We start from the raw sequence: 18,325 nt of genomic DNA on the forward strand, positions 1-18,325 counted from the left end.
GAGTTTATAAATATGGCTTTTGAAAGTTTGACAGATCGCTTACAGGTAGCGATGAGTAAATTAAAGAAAAAAGGGACGGTAAAAGAAGAAGACGTAAAAGACATGATGCGCGAGATTCGTCTGGCGTTACTTGAGGCAGACGTTAACTTACAAGTCGTTCGCGGATTCGTTAAAAGTGTTGGAGAACGTGCTGTAGGAGTTGAAATTTTAGAATCTTTAAATCCAACTCAGCAAATTGTTAAAGTTGTTGACGAAGAATTAACAAAAGTATTAGGTTCTGAAGCAGTCGGTTTAAACAAATCACCGAAAATACCAACAATTGTGATGATGGTTGGTTTACAAGGTGCAGGTAAAACAACATTTACCGGTAAAATTTCAAATTTTTTAAAACAAAACGAAAAAGCAAGACCGTTATTGATTGCAGCTGACGTGTATCGTCCAGCAGCGGTTGATCAATTGAAAGTGATTGGTCAGCAACTGGATATTCCAGTATTCGAAATGGGAACAGATGTTGATCCAGTAGAAATCGTTCGTAAAGGGTTAGAGCAAGCAAAAGAAAATAAAAATGATTATGTGTTTATCGATACGGCTGGACGTTTGCATATAGATGAAACTTTGATGGACGAATTAAAACGCATTAAAGATTTTGCCCAACCAAACGATATCTTACTAACAGTTGATGCAATGACTGGTCAAGATGCAGTGACTGTTGCGCAGAGTTTTGATGAGCAATTAGATGTTACAGGTGTTGTATTAACTAAACTTGATGGTGATACACGTGGTGGTGCTGCCTTGTCTATTCGTGCCATTACAGGTAAGCCAATCAAATTTATTGGTACAGGTGAAAAATTAACAGATATCGAAGTATTCCATCCAGATAGAATGTCTAGTCGAATTTTAGGTATGGGGGATATGCTTACTCTGATTGAAAAAGCTCAAAAAGAGTATGATGAAGAAAAAGCTGAAGAACTTGCCCAAAAAATGCGTGAAAATAATTTTGATTTTAATGATTTTATCGAGCAATTGGACCAAGTAATGGGTATGGGGCCTTTGGAAGACTTGATTAAGATGATTCCTGGGATGAACAATGTACCAGGTTTAGATCAATTACAAGTTGACCCTAAAGATGTGGCACGTAAAAAAGCAATTGTTTTTTCTATGACGCCTGAAGAAAGAGAAAACCCTGAATTATTAAACCCAAGTCGTAGAAGACGTATCGCTGCTGGATCTGGAAATTCGGTTGTAGAAGTGAATCGAATGATAAAACAGTTCAATGAATCACGTAAAATGATGCAACAAATGTCTAAAGGTAATATGCCAGCTGGTCTTGAAAATATGATGGGTAGTGGTGTTCAAGGGAAACTTGGAAAAATGGCCATGAACAAAATGATTAAGAAAAATAAGAAAAAAATGAAAAACAAAAATAAGAAGAAAAAGAAAAAATAAAGGAAGGCTGAGAGCCTTCTTTTTTCATATAAACAAATTTGTACTTCTAAGAGATAAAAGACTAGTTAATCTATCGTTTTTTGTATCATTACTTGATTTTTTTGGTAAGTTCTTTCAATAAAGGATACACTTAAGAAAAGACATTTTAATGAGGTGATGTTTAAGTGAAAGATGCAACATATTTGGCCAATGAAATTAAAACAAAACGAGTATCTATTGATGAATTATTAAAAGATACTATTAGAAAAGCGCGTGGAAAAGAAGAATTAAATTGTTTTATCTCTTTAGAAGAGGAACAAATTTTAGAAAATAGCATTCATTCATTATATAAGGAAGGATTATTTTATGGTGTTCCATTTCCATTGAAAAATATAGGACAGCAAAAAAAGGGTTGGTTAAACACTTCTGGTTCGAGATTATTTACTAAAAACAAAGCAATGATTACAGATAATTATGTGAAACAAGTTGAAAAATCTGGATTCATTCCATTTGGTGTGACAAATGCTCCTGAATTTGGGTTTAAAAATGTGACAGATCCAATAGAGTATGGTGTCACAAAAAATGCGTGGAATAAACGATACCATGCAGGAGGAAGTAGTGGTGGTGCTGCTTCATCCGTTGCTTCTGGTATTGTTCCGATTGCCGGAGCAAGTGATGGTGGAGGGTCAATCCGAATTCCAGCTAGTTTTTCTGGATTGATTGGTTTAAAACCTAGTCGAGGATCTATTGTAACTGGTCCAACTGAATGGCGAGCGTGGCAAGGAGCCTCTGTTAATTTTGCGTTAGGAGTTTCTATCAGGGATGCTAGAGGTTTGTTGTCCTTATTAAGGCCGAATCAACAAATTTCTCCGTTTTTAATGCCATCACAAACTTATCAGCCTAAAAAAATATTAAATATAGCCGTTTGTATTGAATCACCTGTAGGAAATGCTGTTTCAAAAGATGCAAAAAAAGCAGTCAAAAAAGCGATAGATTTTTTAGAAAGTCAGGGACACTGTGTCACAGAGATAGAGTATCCGGTAGATGGCGAGCGATTAATTAGGAGTTACTATACGATGAACGGTGGCGAAACATCGGCTATGATGTCTGCTATAAAAAGCTCTTTAAACAAAGAAATAACATATCAAGATATGGAACCAATGACGTGGACTTTATATCAATACGGAGAAAAATTATCTGCAGCAGATTATGTGGAAAGTTTTTATCCTTGGGATGAGGCAACGAAAAAAATGGAAACATTGTTTGAAACATATGATTTGTTTTTATCGCCTAGCACAACGACCACTGCACCAAAATTGACAGATGATTTACAAAGTGAGGATATTCGCTATCAGATGTCTTTTGCTCATGAATTAAGTAAAAAACAGTTATCAAAACTAGTTTATGATATGTTTGATAAAAGCTTAAGAATAACGCCATACACACAATTAGCCAATTTAACTGGAGAGCCTGCAATTAGTTTGCCGATTTATGTTGCAGATAACGGTATGCCATTAGGCGTTCAATTTATGACTGCTAAAGGAAATGATGAACTATTGTTGGAAATTGGTGAATTATTTGAAAAACACAACCAATTTATTTTACCCAAATATTATCAATAAAAAAACTGACGAGTGAGACATTACATCTCATTCGTCAGTTTTAATTGATTAATTGGAGGGTAGTTTACTGAACGTTCACCATAAAGTGCTTTTCTTTTTTCTTCAGCACTAATATTCAATGCAATCCCAACTAAAATGGATAAGGTCATTAGGTTAGAACCACCATAACTCATAAAAGGAAACGGCACACCTGTCATTGGCATGATGCTTAGAATTCCACCTAAATTAACAAATAATTGTAATAAAATAGCTGTGCTAATACCAATGCAAGCCAGAGAATTAAAAGCATTTTTTGATTTTATCCCAATTGAGAGAATTCGTAGTATTAAATAAAAGAGAATCATTAAAATAATAATGCTAGCAATTAAACCAAGTTCTTCCATGGTGATAGAAAAAATAAAGTCAGTCTCTGCAACGGGTAGAAACCCTTTTTTCTGAATACTTTTCCCTAAACCTTTACCAAACCACCCACCATTATAAATAGCAAAATAAGAGTTTACTAATTGAAAACCGTTATTAAGTTTATCTTCAAAAGGGTTACTCATCACAGAAAAACGTTTGTAGACATGAGAAAATCTCTCAGGAATTAGCATCCCACCATTAAACATAACTATTTGCCAAATTAGACCAATAAAGACGACTAAACCACCAAAACTTAGAAAGGTGTACCCGGCTGGAATACCGCTCGATAAAATAAGAATCGCAAATAAGAAAAAGATAATGGCAGCACCACCAACATTGGGCTGAATCAAGACCAAGAGAATCATCCCACCAACAATAGCTGTTGGTATCATGACAGATTTGAAAAAGTTTTGATTAATGGTTTCCTGTCGTTTCGAAAAAATAAATGCACAATATAGAATAGTAGCAATCATAACAAATTCTGATGGTTGAAAACTAAAACTTCCAATTGAAATCCACCGTTGGGCACCACTGATGGTTTTTCCTAGACCTAAAATACTAGTCGCCACTAACAAGCTGTAGGTGACAGTTAGCATAATTTTTTGAAAAATATCTGTTTGATAGACTCGTAATTTTGTTTTATAAATAATAGAAATTAATATCAGTGAAATAATAAAAAATATTCCTTGTTTAGTTGCTATCGAAAAAATACTTTTACCTTGTTGGTTTAATTTATATGAACTCGCACTAAAAATCATTATAATACCGATTATGTTTAGGACAATATATGGAATGAGTATTTTAAAATCAATAAATTGTAGCTTTTTTCTCATGGAGTCATCTCCTCTATTCAAATATACATTTTGATACATACTAAGCTAGTATAACAAAAAATAACGGTAAAAAAAGATACTTTAACAAAAAATAATAATTTTATAATTATCATTTTTTTAGAAAAGATTGATTGTGTCGGTCTATCTGAATAGAAAAAATAATGGTATGATAAGTTGTTAATAAGTAAGGAGTGATCGATTGAAGAAAAATGTTGGCATGAATCCTTTGACGTCTGTAGCTATTTTGTCTATTTCGTTTATTTTAACAAGTGGTGTCTCGATAAATGGAACTTTGCCATTTATTAAAGAAACGTTGGGACTTAGTCAAGTGAAAACTGAGTTATTAAGTACGATTCCAAGTTTTACAGTTATTTTATTCATTTTGTTATCATCGAATATTTCGAAAAAAATAGGCATGAAACCAACTGTTATTATTGGTTTGTTATTTGTGTGTATCGGTGGTGTTTTACCAAAATTTGCATCAAATAGTTATAGTATAATTTTTGTTGGCAGATTATTATTAGGTGCTGGTTTTGGAATGTATAATGCCTTGTCAGTAAGTTTTATAAATGGATTATATAGTGGTAGAAAACGCTCTAATCTTTTAGGAATTAGAAATGCAATTGAAGGCTTAGGTCAAATGGTTTTAACGTTTGTTGCAGGTATACTTATAAAAAATGATTGGACAAATGCTTATTTTATTTATTTTTTAAGTATACCGATAGCGTTATTTTTCTATAACTTTGTACCAGAAATATCACAACAACAACATAAAAAAAATAAAGCGTTTAAAATGAGTATACCTTTATTACTAACAACACTATTTGCTTCTAGTTTAGTATTGAATTCTATTGCTGTGGCAGTTAGGTTTCCCTCTCTGGCGATTGAGCTAAAAGGTGAACATGTCAATACGAGTTTGTTTTTATCAATCATGCCTATTTTAGGGATTATTGCTGGTTTTTTCTTTGAAAAAGTAATTCGAATATTTGCCTTTAAAACCATTTATTTAGCATTAGCTATTAACATTTTATTTAACGTCTTGGTGTATGTATCCAATACATCGTTTACGTTACTTTTGATTGGGTTATTCATTTCAAGTGTACCTGTTGCCTGGATACTTCCTTTTATTTTCAATCATATTGAACAGATTGCCAAAGGAATAGATAGTACTCAATCAACATCAGTTGTTTTTATTGGTTGTAATATCGGCGTTCTTCTTGCGCCAATTATTATGAGTCTATTAAATAAGCTATTTCATGTTGATAATTTAAATTTTCCATTTGTGTGCTTTACCATTTTTTATAGTGTTATTTTTGCCATTATTCTTTTAAATCATCAGAAAATTGAAAAATTCATGAGTGAAAAATGAGAATTTTTGTGTCTTAGGTTTTTCCAACAGAAAGTGATTTATAATACGGTTAGAAAGTTGATGAGGTGAGAATATGAAAAAAGTACTAGTTTTACATACAGGTGGCACAATTTCAATGACACAAGAAGATGGTGGAGTTAGCTTATCCAATAAGCATCCATTAGGAGATAAATTTTTACCCTTACCAAAAGATATTGAATTAATAGTGGAAGAAACATTTAATCTACCATCACCACATATTACACCAAAAGAGATGTTGGTGTTGAAAAACCGTATTGTGAGAGCTCAAACAGAGGATTTCGTAGGAGTTGTTATTACTCATGGCACAGATACTCTTGAAGAAACAGCTTATTTTTTAGAATTAACGTTAAAAAATAATTTAGCTATGGTATTAACTGGTGCGATGAGAAGTAGCAATGAAATTGGATCGGATGGTCTCTATAATTTTAGACAAGCTATTATTACTGCTTCACACGAATCTGCTAGAGATAAAGGTGTTTTAGTTGTCATGAATGATGAAATTCATGAAGCTCGATTTGTGACAAAAACGCATACGACTAGTGTCGATACTTTTCGAGCACCAACATTTGGTCCTATCGGTATTTTGTCTAAAAATAAGCCTATTTTTTTAAAAGACGTTATGGAAGAAAAAGTATATGACATTCAAACAACAGATGGAATCATTCCTATCGTAAAAGCCTATGCGGGTATGGATAGAACGATGTTTGACTTGTTATTAGAAGCGAATGTAGATGGCGTTATTATAGAAGCACTTGGCGCAGGAAATTTACCACCAGCTGTTTTGACTAGTTTGGAAAAACTATTAAATAAGAATATACCCGTAGCATTAGTTTCTCGCTGTTCAAACGGTATAGCAGAAGACATCTATAGTTATATTGGTGGTGGTGTTGAGTTAAAAAAAATGGGCGTGATGTTTGTTAGAGGGATTACTGGACCAAAAGCTAGATTACGTTTGTTAGTAGGCTTAAATGCGAAACTTGATTTACAAGAATTAAAAAAATATATGAGTGAAATTTAATGGATATTATAATATAAAAATATAAGCAATCGATTTATAAGCGTTATTAATCGATTGTTTTTTTACTAAATATATCCACACAAATACTTTAGTTAAAGTGTTTTATATAATGAATTGATAAAAATATGAAGTTAAACATTTTACTATAATTGTTTTATTATTTATAGGGGTGTGTTATATATTTTTCATTTTCTAGTTCTATGTGTTATAATGGTTCGTATAATCACCGTATAATATATAGGTGTGTTTACTATAAACATTTTATGAAATAGTTCAAAAAACATAGCTTAAGAATAATTTGTGAAATTTTTACCTTATAAATAGTTAAATTGCACAAATATAATACCATAAATGTAAGACTAGACAATGTAAACGCTTTTTCATGTGTGTATTATGGGTTTATAAATAAAAGGTTTGAGGAGGACGTTATGAAACCGGACAAGAAAGATATGGTGTTAGCTGATAAAGGTATAGATGTTCCTATAAGTGAAATCAATAAAATTTCACAAAGAGGGTACAATGAAGATTTACTACCAAAGTCAGAAAATCAACGATCGATGAGTTGGAAGAATTACTTTACCTTATGGATGGGTTCTGTACATAATATTCCAAACTATGCGGCGGTAGGAGGTTTTCTCTTTTTAGGACTATCTCCTGTAAATATCATGTTAGCACTTGTTTTAAGCAGTCTAGTTGTTGCAGGGTTGATGACATTAAATGGTCGTGCTGGAGCAAAATATGGTATCCCATTTTCGATGCATTTACGAGCAACGTATGGGACATTAGGTGCAAAACTTCCTGGTTTTTTAAGAGGAATTGTAGCGGCAATTGCTTGGTTTGGTCTACAAAACTATACAGCATCATTGGCATTATTAATTCTTATAGGTAAATTTTGGCCAGATTTTCTAACATTGGGTGGCGACTTTAGTTTCTTTGGAATTAGTTTACCCGGGTTGATTGCATTTACCATTTTTTGGGCAATTAACGTTTTAATTGGTTTGGGAGGTGGAAAAGTATTAAACAAATTTACAGCAATTCTTAATCCATTAATTTATGTAGTATTCATTGGTATGACAGTTTGGGCGGTTAACGCTGCAGGTGGTTTTGGAAATATTTTAGCTTATAAACCAAACTTAGAAGGTGTAAAAACATATTCTCCAGTATTAGTTTACTTGATGATTATAAATTCTGTGGTTGCTGTATGGGCAGCTCCAAGTTCAAGTGTGTCTGATTTTACTCAAAATGCAAAATCTATGAAAGACCAAGTGTTTGGACAAGGTTTAGGATTATTAGTAGGATATATTATTTTTGCTGTATCAAGTGTGTCTATTTTAATCGGTGGGTCAATCTATTATGGCGTTGAAGAGTGGAATGTATTGAATATTGTAAACAAATGGGGAAATCTACCAGCAGTTATACTATGTATTATAGTACTACTTATGACAACTATTTCAACAAATGCAACTGGTAATATTGTTCCTGCAGCGTATCAATTATCAGCTTTATTTCCTAAAAAAATTAATTACAAAAAAGGTGTATTAATTGCTGGTGTGATTAGTTATATCATTATGCCGTGGAAATTAATGGAAAATCAGGAGAGTATTTATACCTTTTTAAACATGATAGGTGCAGTCATTGGCCCTGTTGTCGGTGTGATGCTAGCTCAGTACTATTTTGTAGCAAAGCAAAAAATTAATCTAGATGCTCTTTATATGGATACGAAAAGTAATAATAGTAAAAATTCCTATTACGGCGTGAATAAAGCAGCATATATTGCGACTATTATTGCACTGATCATCTCAATTAGTGGTGAATTTATTTCATCATTAAAAATGGTTTCAAGTCTATCATTCTTAATAGGATGTGGATTATCTTTTGGGATTTATTTGTTATTAAAATTAAAAAAATAGGAGGAATTAAGAATGACTTTTGATTTAATTATTAAAAATGGATTGGTAATTTTAAATGGTGGAGAAGTATACACAGATGTTGCTGTAACCAATGGAAAAATAGCGGCAATTGGTGAAAATTTAGGTGAGGCAAAAAAAACGATTGATGCAACAGGCTTGATAGTAAGTCCTGGTATGGTAGATGCGCATGTGCATATTACAGATCCAGGTGGAGGTTATCGTGATTTATGGGAAGGTTATGTAACTGGCACAAAAGCGTGTGCTAAAGGTGGTGTTACATCATTTATGGAGATGCCTTTAAATCAAGTGCCCGCAACAGTTGATAAAGAATCATTAGAGATAAAATATGATGCTGGAAAAGGAAAATTGTTATCAGATGTTGGATCATTTGGTGGATTAGTTCCTTATAACCTTGAAGGTGGTATTCAAGAGTTAGATGAAGGTGGTGTAGCAGCTTACAAATGCTTTATGGCTACGTGTGGAGATCGTACGATTGACGGAGATTTCATGAATGTTGACGACTATTCTTTATATGAAGGGATGAAACAAGTCGCTAAAACTGGTAAAGTATTGGCTATTCATGCAGAAAATGCAGCGATTACTGATAAGTTAGGCGATATTGCTTATAAAAATGGTGAGACAACGCTAGCGGCATATGTAGCGACACGTCCAGTATTTACTGAAGTTGAACCTATTCGTCGTGCTATATTATTTGCTAAAGAAACAGGTTGTCGTATTCATATTTGTCACATTGCTTGTCCAGAAGGTGTTGAAGAAGTTGTTAAAGCACAAGAAGAAGGTGTTGATGTCACGTGTGAAACATGTACTCATTACTTATACTTTACAACGGATGAGCTGGACTCAATTGGACCTGTTGTAAAATGTTCACCACCAATTCGTGACCAAAAAGCTCAAGATGGATTATGGGAATACGTAAAAAATGGCGGACTATCATTTGTTACGTCAGACCATTCACCGTGTACACCAGATTTAAAAGATAAAGAAAATGCTTTTGAAGCGTGGGGTGGTATTTCAGGTGTACAGAATAATGTAGATGTTCTGTTTGACGAAGGTGTCCAAAAACGTAACTTACCATTAACAACTTTTGCTAATATTATTGCGACTAATCCAGCAAAACGATTTGGACTAGATCAAAAAGGTGAAATTACTATCGGCAAGGACGCTGATTTTGTGTTAATCAAACCAAATGCTCCATACACACTTCAAGCAGAAGACTTAGAGTATAGAAATAAAATTAGCCCATATATTGGTAGAACAATTGGTGCTCAAGTTGATACGACTATTTTAAGAGGAAAAACAATTTATTCTCAAGAAACAGGTGTTAGTGAAGAGGCAGTTGGTGTGTTTATTAAAAAATAGTTTTTTAGAAAATAGAGTCTAGCGATAGATTCTATTTTCTTCGTTAGATTTGGACAAAGACAATAATGGTTTTGGTTAAGAGTAACCAATGTAAAAGATAAGATAGTGTATTATGATTAAATCATAAACATAACAAAAATAGGAAAGAAGGTTTTTGAGTGACAGAAAAAGAAATCCAATCGTCAAGAACTCTACTTCGTCCTTATTGGAAGCAAGTCGTCTTAATCTCGACACTGGGTTGGATTATTGTTTGGTTTAATCGGACAGCACTAACACCAATTTATCCGCAATTGAGTGCTTTTTTCGATCATGCGAGCGATGCTAAAATAGGAGCCATTTCAAGTTTTTACTTTTTGGGTTATGTATTAATGCAGATTCCATCAGGTCTGTTAGTGGATAGATTTGGTAAGAAAACTGTTTTGATTCCAGGTTTTGCTTTATTTGGGATAGGAACGTTACTATTAGCAATGTCAACTTCATTGAATGTGATGTATTTTGGAAATGTCTTAGCTGGAATTGGTAGTGGAACATTCTATGGCGTTGCTTTTTCATTAACTAATGAATATGTTCCCAAAAAACATCGTAGTGTAGCAACAGCTATTGTCAATTGTGGGACTGCTGTAGGTAGTGGCATTGGTATGATCGCTTCTAGCTATTTCATCTCGCAACAAGGAATGGATTGGCAAATTATTGAGTATGTGTCGTTTGGTACTATTCTAGTAATGATTTTATTATTTATCTTATTTCTAAACAAGGATAAACATAATGATGAAATAGAGTCTAGCAATATGAGTGTATCGTCAGAAGAGAAAATGACTTTCAAAAAGCTGATGGCACCTAAAATGATTGGCGCTTATGCCGTTTATTTTTCAACATGTTATGCCTATTATCTTGTAAATACTTGGTTGCCAAACTTTTTAGAGACAGAACGTGGATTTACAGGAGCGACCATAGGATTAGCAACATCTTTGATTTTTATATCTTCCGTTCCAGGCGCATTAATTTTTAGTCGATTAGCAGACAAGTTTAGTGATAGAAAAATAGATTTAGTGGTATTTTTAGAAATTATGGCAGCGATAACATTATTTTTAACTGTTATGGCTGGAAGTAAAACGGTATTATTAGTCGGATTAGTATTATATGGTTTTTTTGGAAAGGTTGCTGTTGAGCCTATTATTATCTCTTGGCTTGGTGAAAATGTGTCAGTTAAAGGATTAGCAACAACACTTGGTGTGTTTAACTTTTTAGGAATGAGTTCATCAGTGATTGCTCCTTCTTTGACAGGAATTATATCTGATACAACTGGATCAAAAATTAATGCCTTTTATTTATCCATAGTTATTCTAGTGATAGGAACAGCCATTTTTTACATAGTTAATCGAAAAAAAAACGTAGTTAGAAAGGACAAACAATAATGACAGACTTACAAAGAGAAATAGATCAAGAAATTACGTGGCTATCTTCTATAGGTTTAGATGATAAACAAGGAACCACTCGATTGTTGTATGATAATCATTGGGTGAAGGCTCAAAATGGTTTGAAAGAAAAATTTGAAAAGGCAGGATTAGATACTTCCTTTGATGCAGTTGGTAATTTATCAGGAAAGTTAGTTGGAAGTAAGTATCCTGAAAAAGTTGTATTAACTGGCTCACATGTTGACACAGTGGTCAATGGTGGTGCTTTAGATGGGCAATTTGGGATTATTGCTTCTTTTATTGCTATTAAACATTTAAAAGAAACATATGGTCAGCCACTTAAAAGTTTAGAAGTGATAGCAATGGCTGAAGAAGAAGGAAGTCGTTTTCCATTTGCTTTTTGGGGAAGTAAAAATATTTTTGGGTTGGTTGAGCCTGAAGAAGTGAAGTATTCAGTTGATTCAGAAGGTGTTGTTTTTTCTGTTGCGATGGAAAACGCTGGTTTTAAATTTCCTGAAACAAAACAACCTATCAGAGAAGACATCGATGCATTTGTTGAAATCCATATTGAACAGGGAAATGTTCTAGAAAATACAGGAAAACAAGTGGCAGTTGTTGATAGTATTGTTGGGCAAAAACGATATGATATCACACTTAAAGGTCAAGCCAATCATGCAGGTACGACCCCAATGGGATATAGAAAAGATACAGTCTATGCTATGAGTAAAATGATTAGTGAAGGTATTGATGATGCTAAAAAAGAAGGTGATCCACTTGTATTAACATTTGGACACGTATCTGTTAAACCAAATACAGTCAATGTTGTTCCGGGTGAGACATTTTTTACAATGGATTGTCGACACACAGATGGAGACGCTTTAAATAAATTTACATCAGAATTGACTGAAAAATTTAAACAGATTGCAAAAGATTGTGATGTGGAAATTGAGATAGAAAACTGGATGGATGAAGAACCTGTTCCTATGTCAAAAAATATTGTTTCGGTTTTACAAGAAGCTTGTGAAGAAGCACATCTTAATTACACTACGATGCATAGTGGAGCAGGACATGATTCTCAAATTTTTGCACAACATGTTCCAACAGCAATGTTATTTGTTCCAAGTATCAATGGAATCAGCCACAATCCAGATGAATCGACTAAATTAGAAGATTTAACTGAGGGAGTAAAAGCGTTGATTGCATCACTATATAAATTAGCTTACCAAGAATAATATAATATGAAAGAGGTTTTACAGAATGGGATATCGTACAAATGAGTTGGGTTATCCAACAGACTTACTACAATCAAGAGCAGTTGTTGAAAGAGGGAATTTTGCTTTAATTCCACCTCAAGGATTAGTGAAAAATATGTTACCAAACTTTGCTAATTGTGAAATGACAATTTTAGCTACACCCAAATTAGGTGCTGAGTTTGTTGATTATTTATGTCGTGTGTTACCTGGTGGAGGAAACAGAGTTGGTTTTGGTGACAAAGGCATTGAAACTTTTCTATATGTTTTAGATGGAGAATTGACAGTAAGTGATGGAGAAAAATCATATGAATTAACAACTGGTGGCTACATTTATGTTCCAGAATATAAAACATTAACATTTGAAAATAACAGTAATCATCCAACAGAAACATTCCTTTATAAAAAACGTTATCAATTTGTTGAAGGATTAAAAGCGTATACATATGTAGGGAATTCTAACGATGTTGAGGGCGTTGATTATGAAGATATGACAGATGTTGATTTTAAAACATTATTACCATCTGATTTAGATTTCGATATGAACTTCCATATTTTAAGCTTTGCTACGGGGGGGTCTCACGGTTATATCGAAACACACTACCAAGAACATGGAGCATTACTTTTAAGTGGTGAAGGTATGTATAACTTAGACAATAACTGGATTCCAGTAAAAGAAGGTGACTACATCTTTATGGGTGCCTATAATTTACAAGCTTGCTATTCAGTAGGACGTCATGCACCATTAAGTTATTTATATTCTAAAGATTGTAACAGAGATGTAGAGATTTAAAAATAAGGAGGACAACATACGATGAGTGAAGAGTTAGTTTATTTAAAAGCAAAAGACCTCCAAGATTTAATGCAAGTGAAATTTGAGCGTGCAGGATTATTACCTGAACACGCCAAAGAAGTAGCTAGACATTTAACATATGCAGATTTGAGAGGAGTCCATTCGCACGGAGCGGTTCGTGTTGAATATTATTCAGAACGGATTGCAAAAGGTGGAACAACAATCGAACCAAATTTTTCATTTGAAAAAACTGGTCCAAGTACGGGAGTCTTTCATGCAGATAATGCTATAGGGCATGTAGCAGCTAGAAAAGCATTGGATTATGCTATAGATATGGCAAAAGAGAATGGGGTTGCCGTAGTTGGGGTATCACAAATGGGACATAGTGGTATGTTATCTTATTATGTGGACCTTGCAGCTCAGCAAGATTTAGTTGCTATCACAGTTTGTCAATCAGATCCAATGGCAGTACCATTTGGTGGAACTAAACCGTATTTTGGCACAAACCCAATTGCATTTAGTGCACCGACTAACGGAGAACGTCCGATTATTTTTGATATGGCAACAACTGTACAAGCTTGGGGGAAGATTCTTGATGCAAGAAGTAAAGACAATGAAATACCACCAACATGGGCAGTAGATGAAACTGGCGCTCCAACAACAGATCCGCACAAAGTACGTGGGTTATTACCAATATCTGGACCTAAAGGGTATGGATTAATGATGATGGTAGATATTTTATCAGGTTCTTTATTAGGCCTACCTTTTGGCCAACATGTTAGTTCGATGTATGCGGATTTATCTGCTGGCCGTAACCTGGGTCAATTGTTTATTTTAATTAACCCAAGTTATTTCACAGATTTAGAGGCATTTAAGCAAAATTTATCTAAAATGATTGATGAACTACATGCGAATAGTCCGGCACCTGGATTTGATCAAGTCTATTATCCTGGTGAATTATCAGAGATTCGCTATAAGAATAATGAAGAAACGGGTGTGCCAATTCCAACAGGTATCTATGAATATTTAAACAGTGACGTGGTTCATTACAACCAATATGACAATTCTGATGCGTTTGCTGAAAAATAAGACAGTGGAGGGAAGATAATGCTACAAACAATTATCAAAAAAAATAGTTATCAAGATTCAGTCGTTTTAATGTTATTAACAAGTAAATTAAACCAATTAGATGAGGTAGAACGTGTATCAATTATGATGGGAACACCATCTAATATTGATATCTTCAGAGCAAGTGGGTTTGATACACCTGAATTATCAGAAGCTTCTTCTAATGACATGGTTATTATGTTAGAAGTTTCAAGTGAAGATGATAAAGCAAAGGTTTTAACGATTATTGATGAAGAGCTTAGTAGCACACAAGATGGTAGTGGAGAAGTAGAAGAGACAATTAATTCATGGGCTAAGGCAATGAAAAAAGCCCCTGATGCAAATGTTGCATTGATTTCTGTTCCTGGTGAGTATGCAGCCCTTGAAATAGAACAAGCATTAGATAATGATTTACATGCTTTTGTATTTAGCGACAATATGGCTATCGAAGATGAAAGAAGATTAAAAGAAAAAGCACATGATAAAGGCTTATTAGTTATGGGTCCTGACTGTGGTACTGGTGTAATTCATAGTATTCCTTTAGCTTTTACTAACAATATTCGTAAAGGAAAAATTGGTGTTATTGGTGCTTCTGGGACAGGAATTCAAGAAGTGACAACATTGATCCATCGTTATGGACAAGGGGTAACAAACGCTATTGGTACGGGTGGTCGTGACTTGTCTACAGAAGTTGGAGCAATTTCTATGTTAGATAGTATTATCGCTTTAAATGATAACCCTGACACAGAAGTTATTGTGGTTATTTCAAAACCACCTGCAAAAGAAGTAGAAGAAAAAGTATTAAACGTGTTACGAAAAATTGATAAACCTGTTGTTACTTTATTCCTTGGAACAAAACCAACATTCCATGAAGAAAACTTATATCATGCCTATACGTTAGAAGAAACAGCTCAATTAAGTGCAAAACTATTAGCAAAAGAAGAGGTTATTTACACACCGTCTCCAGTTATAGAAATAAGTGATAAGCCAATTGGTAAAGGGATTAAAGGGTTTTATTCAGGTGGTACATTAGCATATGAAGCAGCATTTTTATTAGAAGATGCTTTAAATATTCCTCATGGGTCATCACCAGAAGGGTTTACTTTAAAAACTGATCGCCATGAAGTGATTGATTTAGGGGATGACATGTATACAAAAGGTAAACCGCATCCAATGATTGATCCAGAAATTCGCATTAATAAAATTAAATCAATCGTTGATGATAAGGATACAGGAGTGGTTGTTTTTGATGTTGTACTTGGTTATGGGGCACATGATGATATGGCAACTGCATTAAAACCAGCAATTGTTGAAGCACAAAAAGAATTAGAAAAACAAAATAGACAAGTTAATTTTGTAAGTGTTCTTGTTGGAACTGATGAAGATCCTCAAGGTATGGATGAACAAAGACGTATTTTGGAAGAAATCGGTGTAACGGTTTGTGAAAACAATGTTCAAGCCATTCGTACGGCTTTAAATCAAGTAGGTGCAACTCTTGATTTGATTGAAAAAGATGTGCAACCAAAACAAACAAGTAATTTAGATCACTTACCAGAAACATCTATCAAATTAGCAGAATTATTAACAGAAGATCCTAAAATTATCAATGTCGGTTTACAAAGCTTTACTAAATCAATTATTGATAATAAAGCAGATGTCGTGCAATTTGATTGGCGACCAACGGCAGGTGGAAATGTTGAATTACAAAAAGTTCTTTATTTCTTAAATCACTATACTTTTTAATAGGAGGATAAAAGATGTCATTTAAAACAATCGACGAAGCAAATCAAGCAGTCATTGATAAAATTGTTCAATCAGCACCATTTTTATTAGATGTAGTACCAGCAAAAAGTGTTATCAAAGAATTAGAAGGTCACATGTTATTACATGCAGGACCACCAATTGCATGGGAAGATATGACTGATCCAATGCAAGGCTCTTGTGTCGGAGCTGTATTATTTGAGGAATGGGCAGAAAATGAAGCTGATGCTCGTAAAATGCTAGCTAACGGAGAAGTCACATTTGCACCTTGTCATCATTATGATGCCGTAGGTCCTATGGGTGGAATCACATCAGGGAATATGCCTGTTTTAGTTGTTGAAAATAAAACAGATGGTAATAGAGCATATTGTACAATGAATGAAGGTATTGGAGCTGTATTACGTTTTGGCGCTTATTCAGATGAAGTGATTAATCGCCTACGTTGGATGAGAGATACATTAGGACCAGTATTAAGTAAAGCGATAAAAACCATGGAAGATGGGTTAAATATTAATGTACTAGTGGCAAAAGCAATTGCCATGGGGGATGAGTTTCATCAACGAAATATTGCTGCTTCATTAGCATTTTATAAAGAAGTTGGCCCAATTATCACTCGTTTAGAAATCGATGAAAAAGAAAAAGAGGAAGTATCTCAATTTTTAGCTGATACGGATCAATTCTTTTTAAATATTATGATGGCAGCAGCAAAAGCTGTGATGGACGGCGCGAGAATGATTCAAGAAGGAACAGTTGTTACAGCAATGTGTCGTAATGGTAAAGATTTTGGTATTCGTATTAGTGGTATGGGAGATGAATGGTTTACTGGACCAGTTAATACACCACAAGGGTTATATTTTGCTGGATATAGCGGTGAAGATGCTAATACGGATATTGGTGACTCTGCTATTACAGAAACATTTGGTGTTGGTGGGATGGCCATGATTGCAGCACCTGCTGTAACTCGATTTGTCGGTTCAGGTGGATTTTATGATGCTTTGAATACATCAAATGAAATGTCTGACATTTGTATCAGTCAAAATACTAATTTTCCAGTTCCTACTTGGGATTTTAGAGGGATTTGTTTAGGGATTGATGCACGATTAGTTGTAGAGTCAGGTGTCACACCAGTAATAAATACTGGTATTGCTCATAAAGAAGCTGGTATAGGTCAAATTGGGGCAGGAACTGTTCGTCCGCCATTGACATGTTTTGAGAAAGCTATTACAGCCTACGCTAAAAAATTAGGAATGTCTAACTAATGATGAAAAATACTTTTTCTAGTGAGTATCATGGCGAAGAAGTAGAAAAAATTTTATCAGATTGTTCCAAGGTTGTGTCTTTTCATAGTGAATTTAAATCTGGGGTAAATTTAAAAGTAGGAGATGACTTAGTTTACCTAAGTTATCCCTACTTTCAATTACCTCCTTTTGGAATGATGTTATCAGCCAATACGATGGATGTATTGAAGCCAGTTTTTAATACTGGTAAGTTACGTATGCAACATGGAGAGATCATCGTTAATGATTTTCATTTAACGTATAAAAAGAGTCATAAAGTACAGACTCATATAGAGAAGGAAAACATTGAGTGTATTTGTTCTATGGACACATTAAAGAAATATGCCGAACAATCACCACTAATGGATTATTTGTTTGATGGAGACATTAATCAGCTTATATCTAAAGTCATTGGTTTTGGACAGGGATTAACACCTTCTGGGGATGATTTTGTGGTTGGTCTATTGGCCTTAAATAGTCGAATAAATTATTTACCTGAAACTGTTTTTCAAACGATACGATATAAAATTACTGAAAAGCATACAACAGATGTATCAATCGCTTATTTAAAATCAGCTTTGAATCAACAGTACAGTTCGATGATTGTTGATGTGATTTCCTCATTAGATGATCCATCTAAACTAATTAAAGCGCTTGAATTATTAGCAAAAATGGGACATTCATCAGGAATAGATACAATAGCTGGAATATATTATGGGTTAAGATTAATTCAAAAATAGGA

Annotated in this window: 14 protein-coding genes; 13 read left to right on the plus strand and 1 reads right to left on the minus strand. The window is 33.9% G+C overall.

What is annotated here, in order from left to right; translation table 11 throughout:
• Positions 1-12: 12 nt before the first annotated feature.
• Positions 13-1,446, plus strand: coding sequence for a signal recognition particle protein (gene ffh / locus JNUCC83_RS02700; protein ID WP_454460705.1), 1,434 nt, complete (start codon positions 13-15; stop codon positions 1,444-1,446).
• Positions 1,447-1,610: 164 nt separating this feature from the next.
• Positions 1,611-3,047, plus strand: a complete 1,437-nt coding sequence (locus JNUCC83_RS02705; protein WP_454460706.1) for an amidase — start codon at positions 1,611-1,613, stop codon at positions 3,045-3,047.
• A 20-nt stretch (positions 3,048-3,067) separates the two neighbouring features.
• Here the strand turns inward: JNUCC83_RS02705 and JNUCC83_RS02710 are convergent, their stop codons facing one another.
• Complete coding sequence (locus tag JNUCC83_RS02710) at positions 3,068-4,282, minus strand: FtsW/RodA/SpoVE family cell cycle protein (RefSeq protein ID WP_454460707.1); 1,215 nt, start codon at positions 4,280-4,282, stop codon at positions 3,068-3,070.
• Between the two features lie 199 nt (positions 4,283-4,481).
• On the opposite strand from JNUCC83_RS02710, the gene JNUCC83_RS02715 reads away from it, so the two are divergent.
• The 11 genes from JNUCC83_RS02715 to JNUCC83_RS02765 all read left to right on the plus strand — a co-directional run bounded on the left by JNUCC83_RS02715 (position 4,482) and on the right by JNUCC83_RS02765 (position 18,323).
• Positions 4,482-5,651, plus strand: a complete 1,170-nt coding sequence (locus JNUCC83_RS02715; RefSeq protein WP_454460708.1) for an MFS transporter — start codon at positions 4,482-4,484, stop codon at positions 5,649-5,651.
• Positions 5,652-5,724: 73 nt separating this feature from the next.
• Positions 5,725-6,690, plus strand: coding sequence for an asparaginase (locus tag JNUCC83_RS02720; RefSeq protein WP_454460709.1), 966 nt, complete (start codon positions 5,725-5,727; stop codon positions 6,688-6,690).
• 428 nt (positions 6,691-7,118) lie between these two features.
• The gene (gene allW, locus JNUCC83_RS02725; RefSeq protein WP_454460710.1) at positions 7,119-8,600 is read left to right on the plus strand and encodes an allantoin permease; all 1,482 of its coding nucleotides are present in this window, start codon (positions 7,119-7,121) and stop codon (positions 8,598-8,600) included.
• 12 nt (positions 8,601-8,612) lie between these two features.
• Entirely contained in the window at positions 8,613-9,980 is a 1,368-nt protein-coding gene (gene allB / locus JNUCC83_RS02730; RefSeq protein ID WP_454460711.1) for an allantoinase AllB, read from the plus strand.
• A gap of 158 nt (positions 9,981-10,138) precedes the next feature.
• Positions 10,139-11,395, plus strand: a complete 1,257-nt coding sequence (locus JNUCC83_RS02735; protein WP_454460712.1) for an MFS transporter — start codon at positions 10,139-10,141, stop codon at positions 11,393-11,395.
• Positions 11,395-12,627: an allantoate deiminase gene (allC, locus tag JNUCC83_RS02740; protein WP_454460713.1), complete on the plus strand. Its 1,233-nt coding sequence runs from the start codon at positions 11,395-11,397 to the stop codon at positions 12,625-12,627. The genes JNUCC83_RS02735 and allC overlap by 1 nt, the downstream gene beginning before the upstream one ends.
• 25 nt (positions 12,628-12,652) lie before the next feature.
• Complete coding sequence (gene allE / locus JNUCC83_RS02745; RefSeq protein ID WP_454460714.1) at positions 12,653-13,438, plus strand: (S)-ureidoglycine aminohydrolase; 786 nt, start codon at positions 12,653-12,655, stop codon at positions 13,436-13,438.
• A gap of 21 nt (positions 13,439-13,459) precedes the next feature.
• A complete protein-coding gene (allD, locus tag JNUCC83_RS02750) occupies positions 13,460-14,527 on the plus strand; it encodes an ureidoglycolate dehydrogenase (RefSeq protein ID WP_454460715.1) in 1,068 nt (355 codons plus the stop codon).
• 18 nt (positions 14,528-14,545) lie between these two features.
• Positions 14,546-16,288, plus strand: a complete 1,743-nt coding sequence (gene fdrA / locus JNUCC83_RS02755; RefSeq protein WP_454460716.1) for an acyl-CoA synthetase FdrA — start codon at positions 14,546-14,548, stop codon at positions 16,286-16,288.
• 14 nt (positions 16,289-16,302) lie between these two features.
• A complete protein-coding gene (locus JNUCC83_RS02760; protein ID WP_454460717.1) occupies positions 16,303-17,565 on the plus strand; it encodes a YlbE family protein in 1,263 nt (420 codons plus the stop codon).
• Positions 17,565-18,323 carry an oxamate carbamoyltransferase subunit AllH family protein gene (locus JNUCC83_RS02765; RefSeq protein WP_454460718.1) on the plus strand — a complete coding sequence of 253 codons (759 nt, stop codon included), beginning with the start codon at positions 17,565-17,567 and terminating at the stop codon, positions 18,321-18,323. Before JNUCC83_RS02760 ends, JNUCC83_RS02765 begins: the two co-directional genes overlap by 1 nt.
• Positions 18,324-18,325: the final 2 nt, after the last annotated feature.

The organism is Vagococcus sp. JNUCC 83 (assembly GCF_053667615.1).

Excerpts from the sequence above, each read along its gene's own strand:
- allB (WP_454460711.1), top strand. The coding sequence starts at position 8,613 with ATGACTTTTGATTTAATTATTAAAAATGGATTGGTAATTTTAAATGGT.
- ffh (WP_454460705.1), top strand. The coding sequence starts at position 13 with ATGGCTTTTGAAAGTTTGACAGATCGCTTACAGGTAGCGATGAGTAAA.
- allC (WP_454460713.1), top strand. The coding sequence starts at position 11,395 with ATGACAGACTTACAAAGAGAAATAGATCAAGAAATTACGTGGCTATCT.
- JNUCC83_RS02765 (WP_454460718.1), top strand. The coding sequence starts at position 17,565 with ATGATGAAAAATACTTTTTCTAGTGAGTATCATGGCGAAGAAGTAGAA.
- JNUCC83_RS02710 (WP_454460707.1), bottom strand. The coding sequence starts at position 4,282 with ATGAGAAAAAAGCTACAATTTATTGATTTTAAAATACTCATTCCATAT.
- JNUCC83_RS02760 (WP_454460717.1), top strand. The coding sequence starts at position 16,303 with ATGTCATTTAAAACAATCGACGAAGCAAATCAAGCAGTCATTGATAAA.
- allE (WP_454460714.1), top strand. The coding sequence starts at position 12,653 with ATGGGATATCGTACAAATGAGTTGGGTTATCCAACAGACTTACTACAA.
- JNUCC83_RS02720 (WP_454460709.1), top strand. The coding sequence starts at position 5,725 with ATGAAAAAAGTACTAGTTTTACATACAGGTGGCACAATTTCAATGACA.
- allD (WP_454460715.1), top strand. The coding sequence starts at position 13,460 with ATGAGTGAAGAGTTAGTTTATTTAAAAGCAAAAGACCTCCAAGATTTA.
- fdrA (WP_454460716.1), top strand. The coding sequence starts at position 14,546 with ATGCTACAAACAATTATCAAAAAAAATAGTTATCAAGATTCAGTCGTT.
- allW (WP_454460710.1), top strand. The coding sequence starts at position 7,119 with ATGAAACCGGACAAGAAAGATATGGTGTTAGCTGATAAAGGTATAGAT.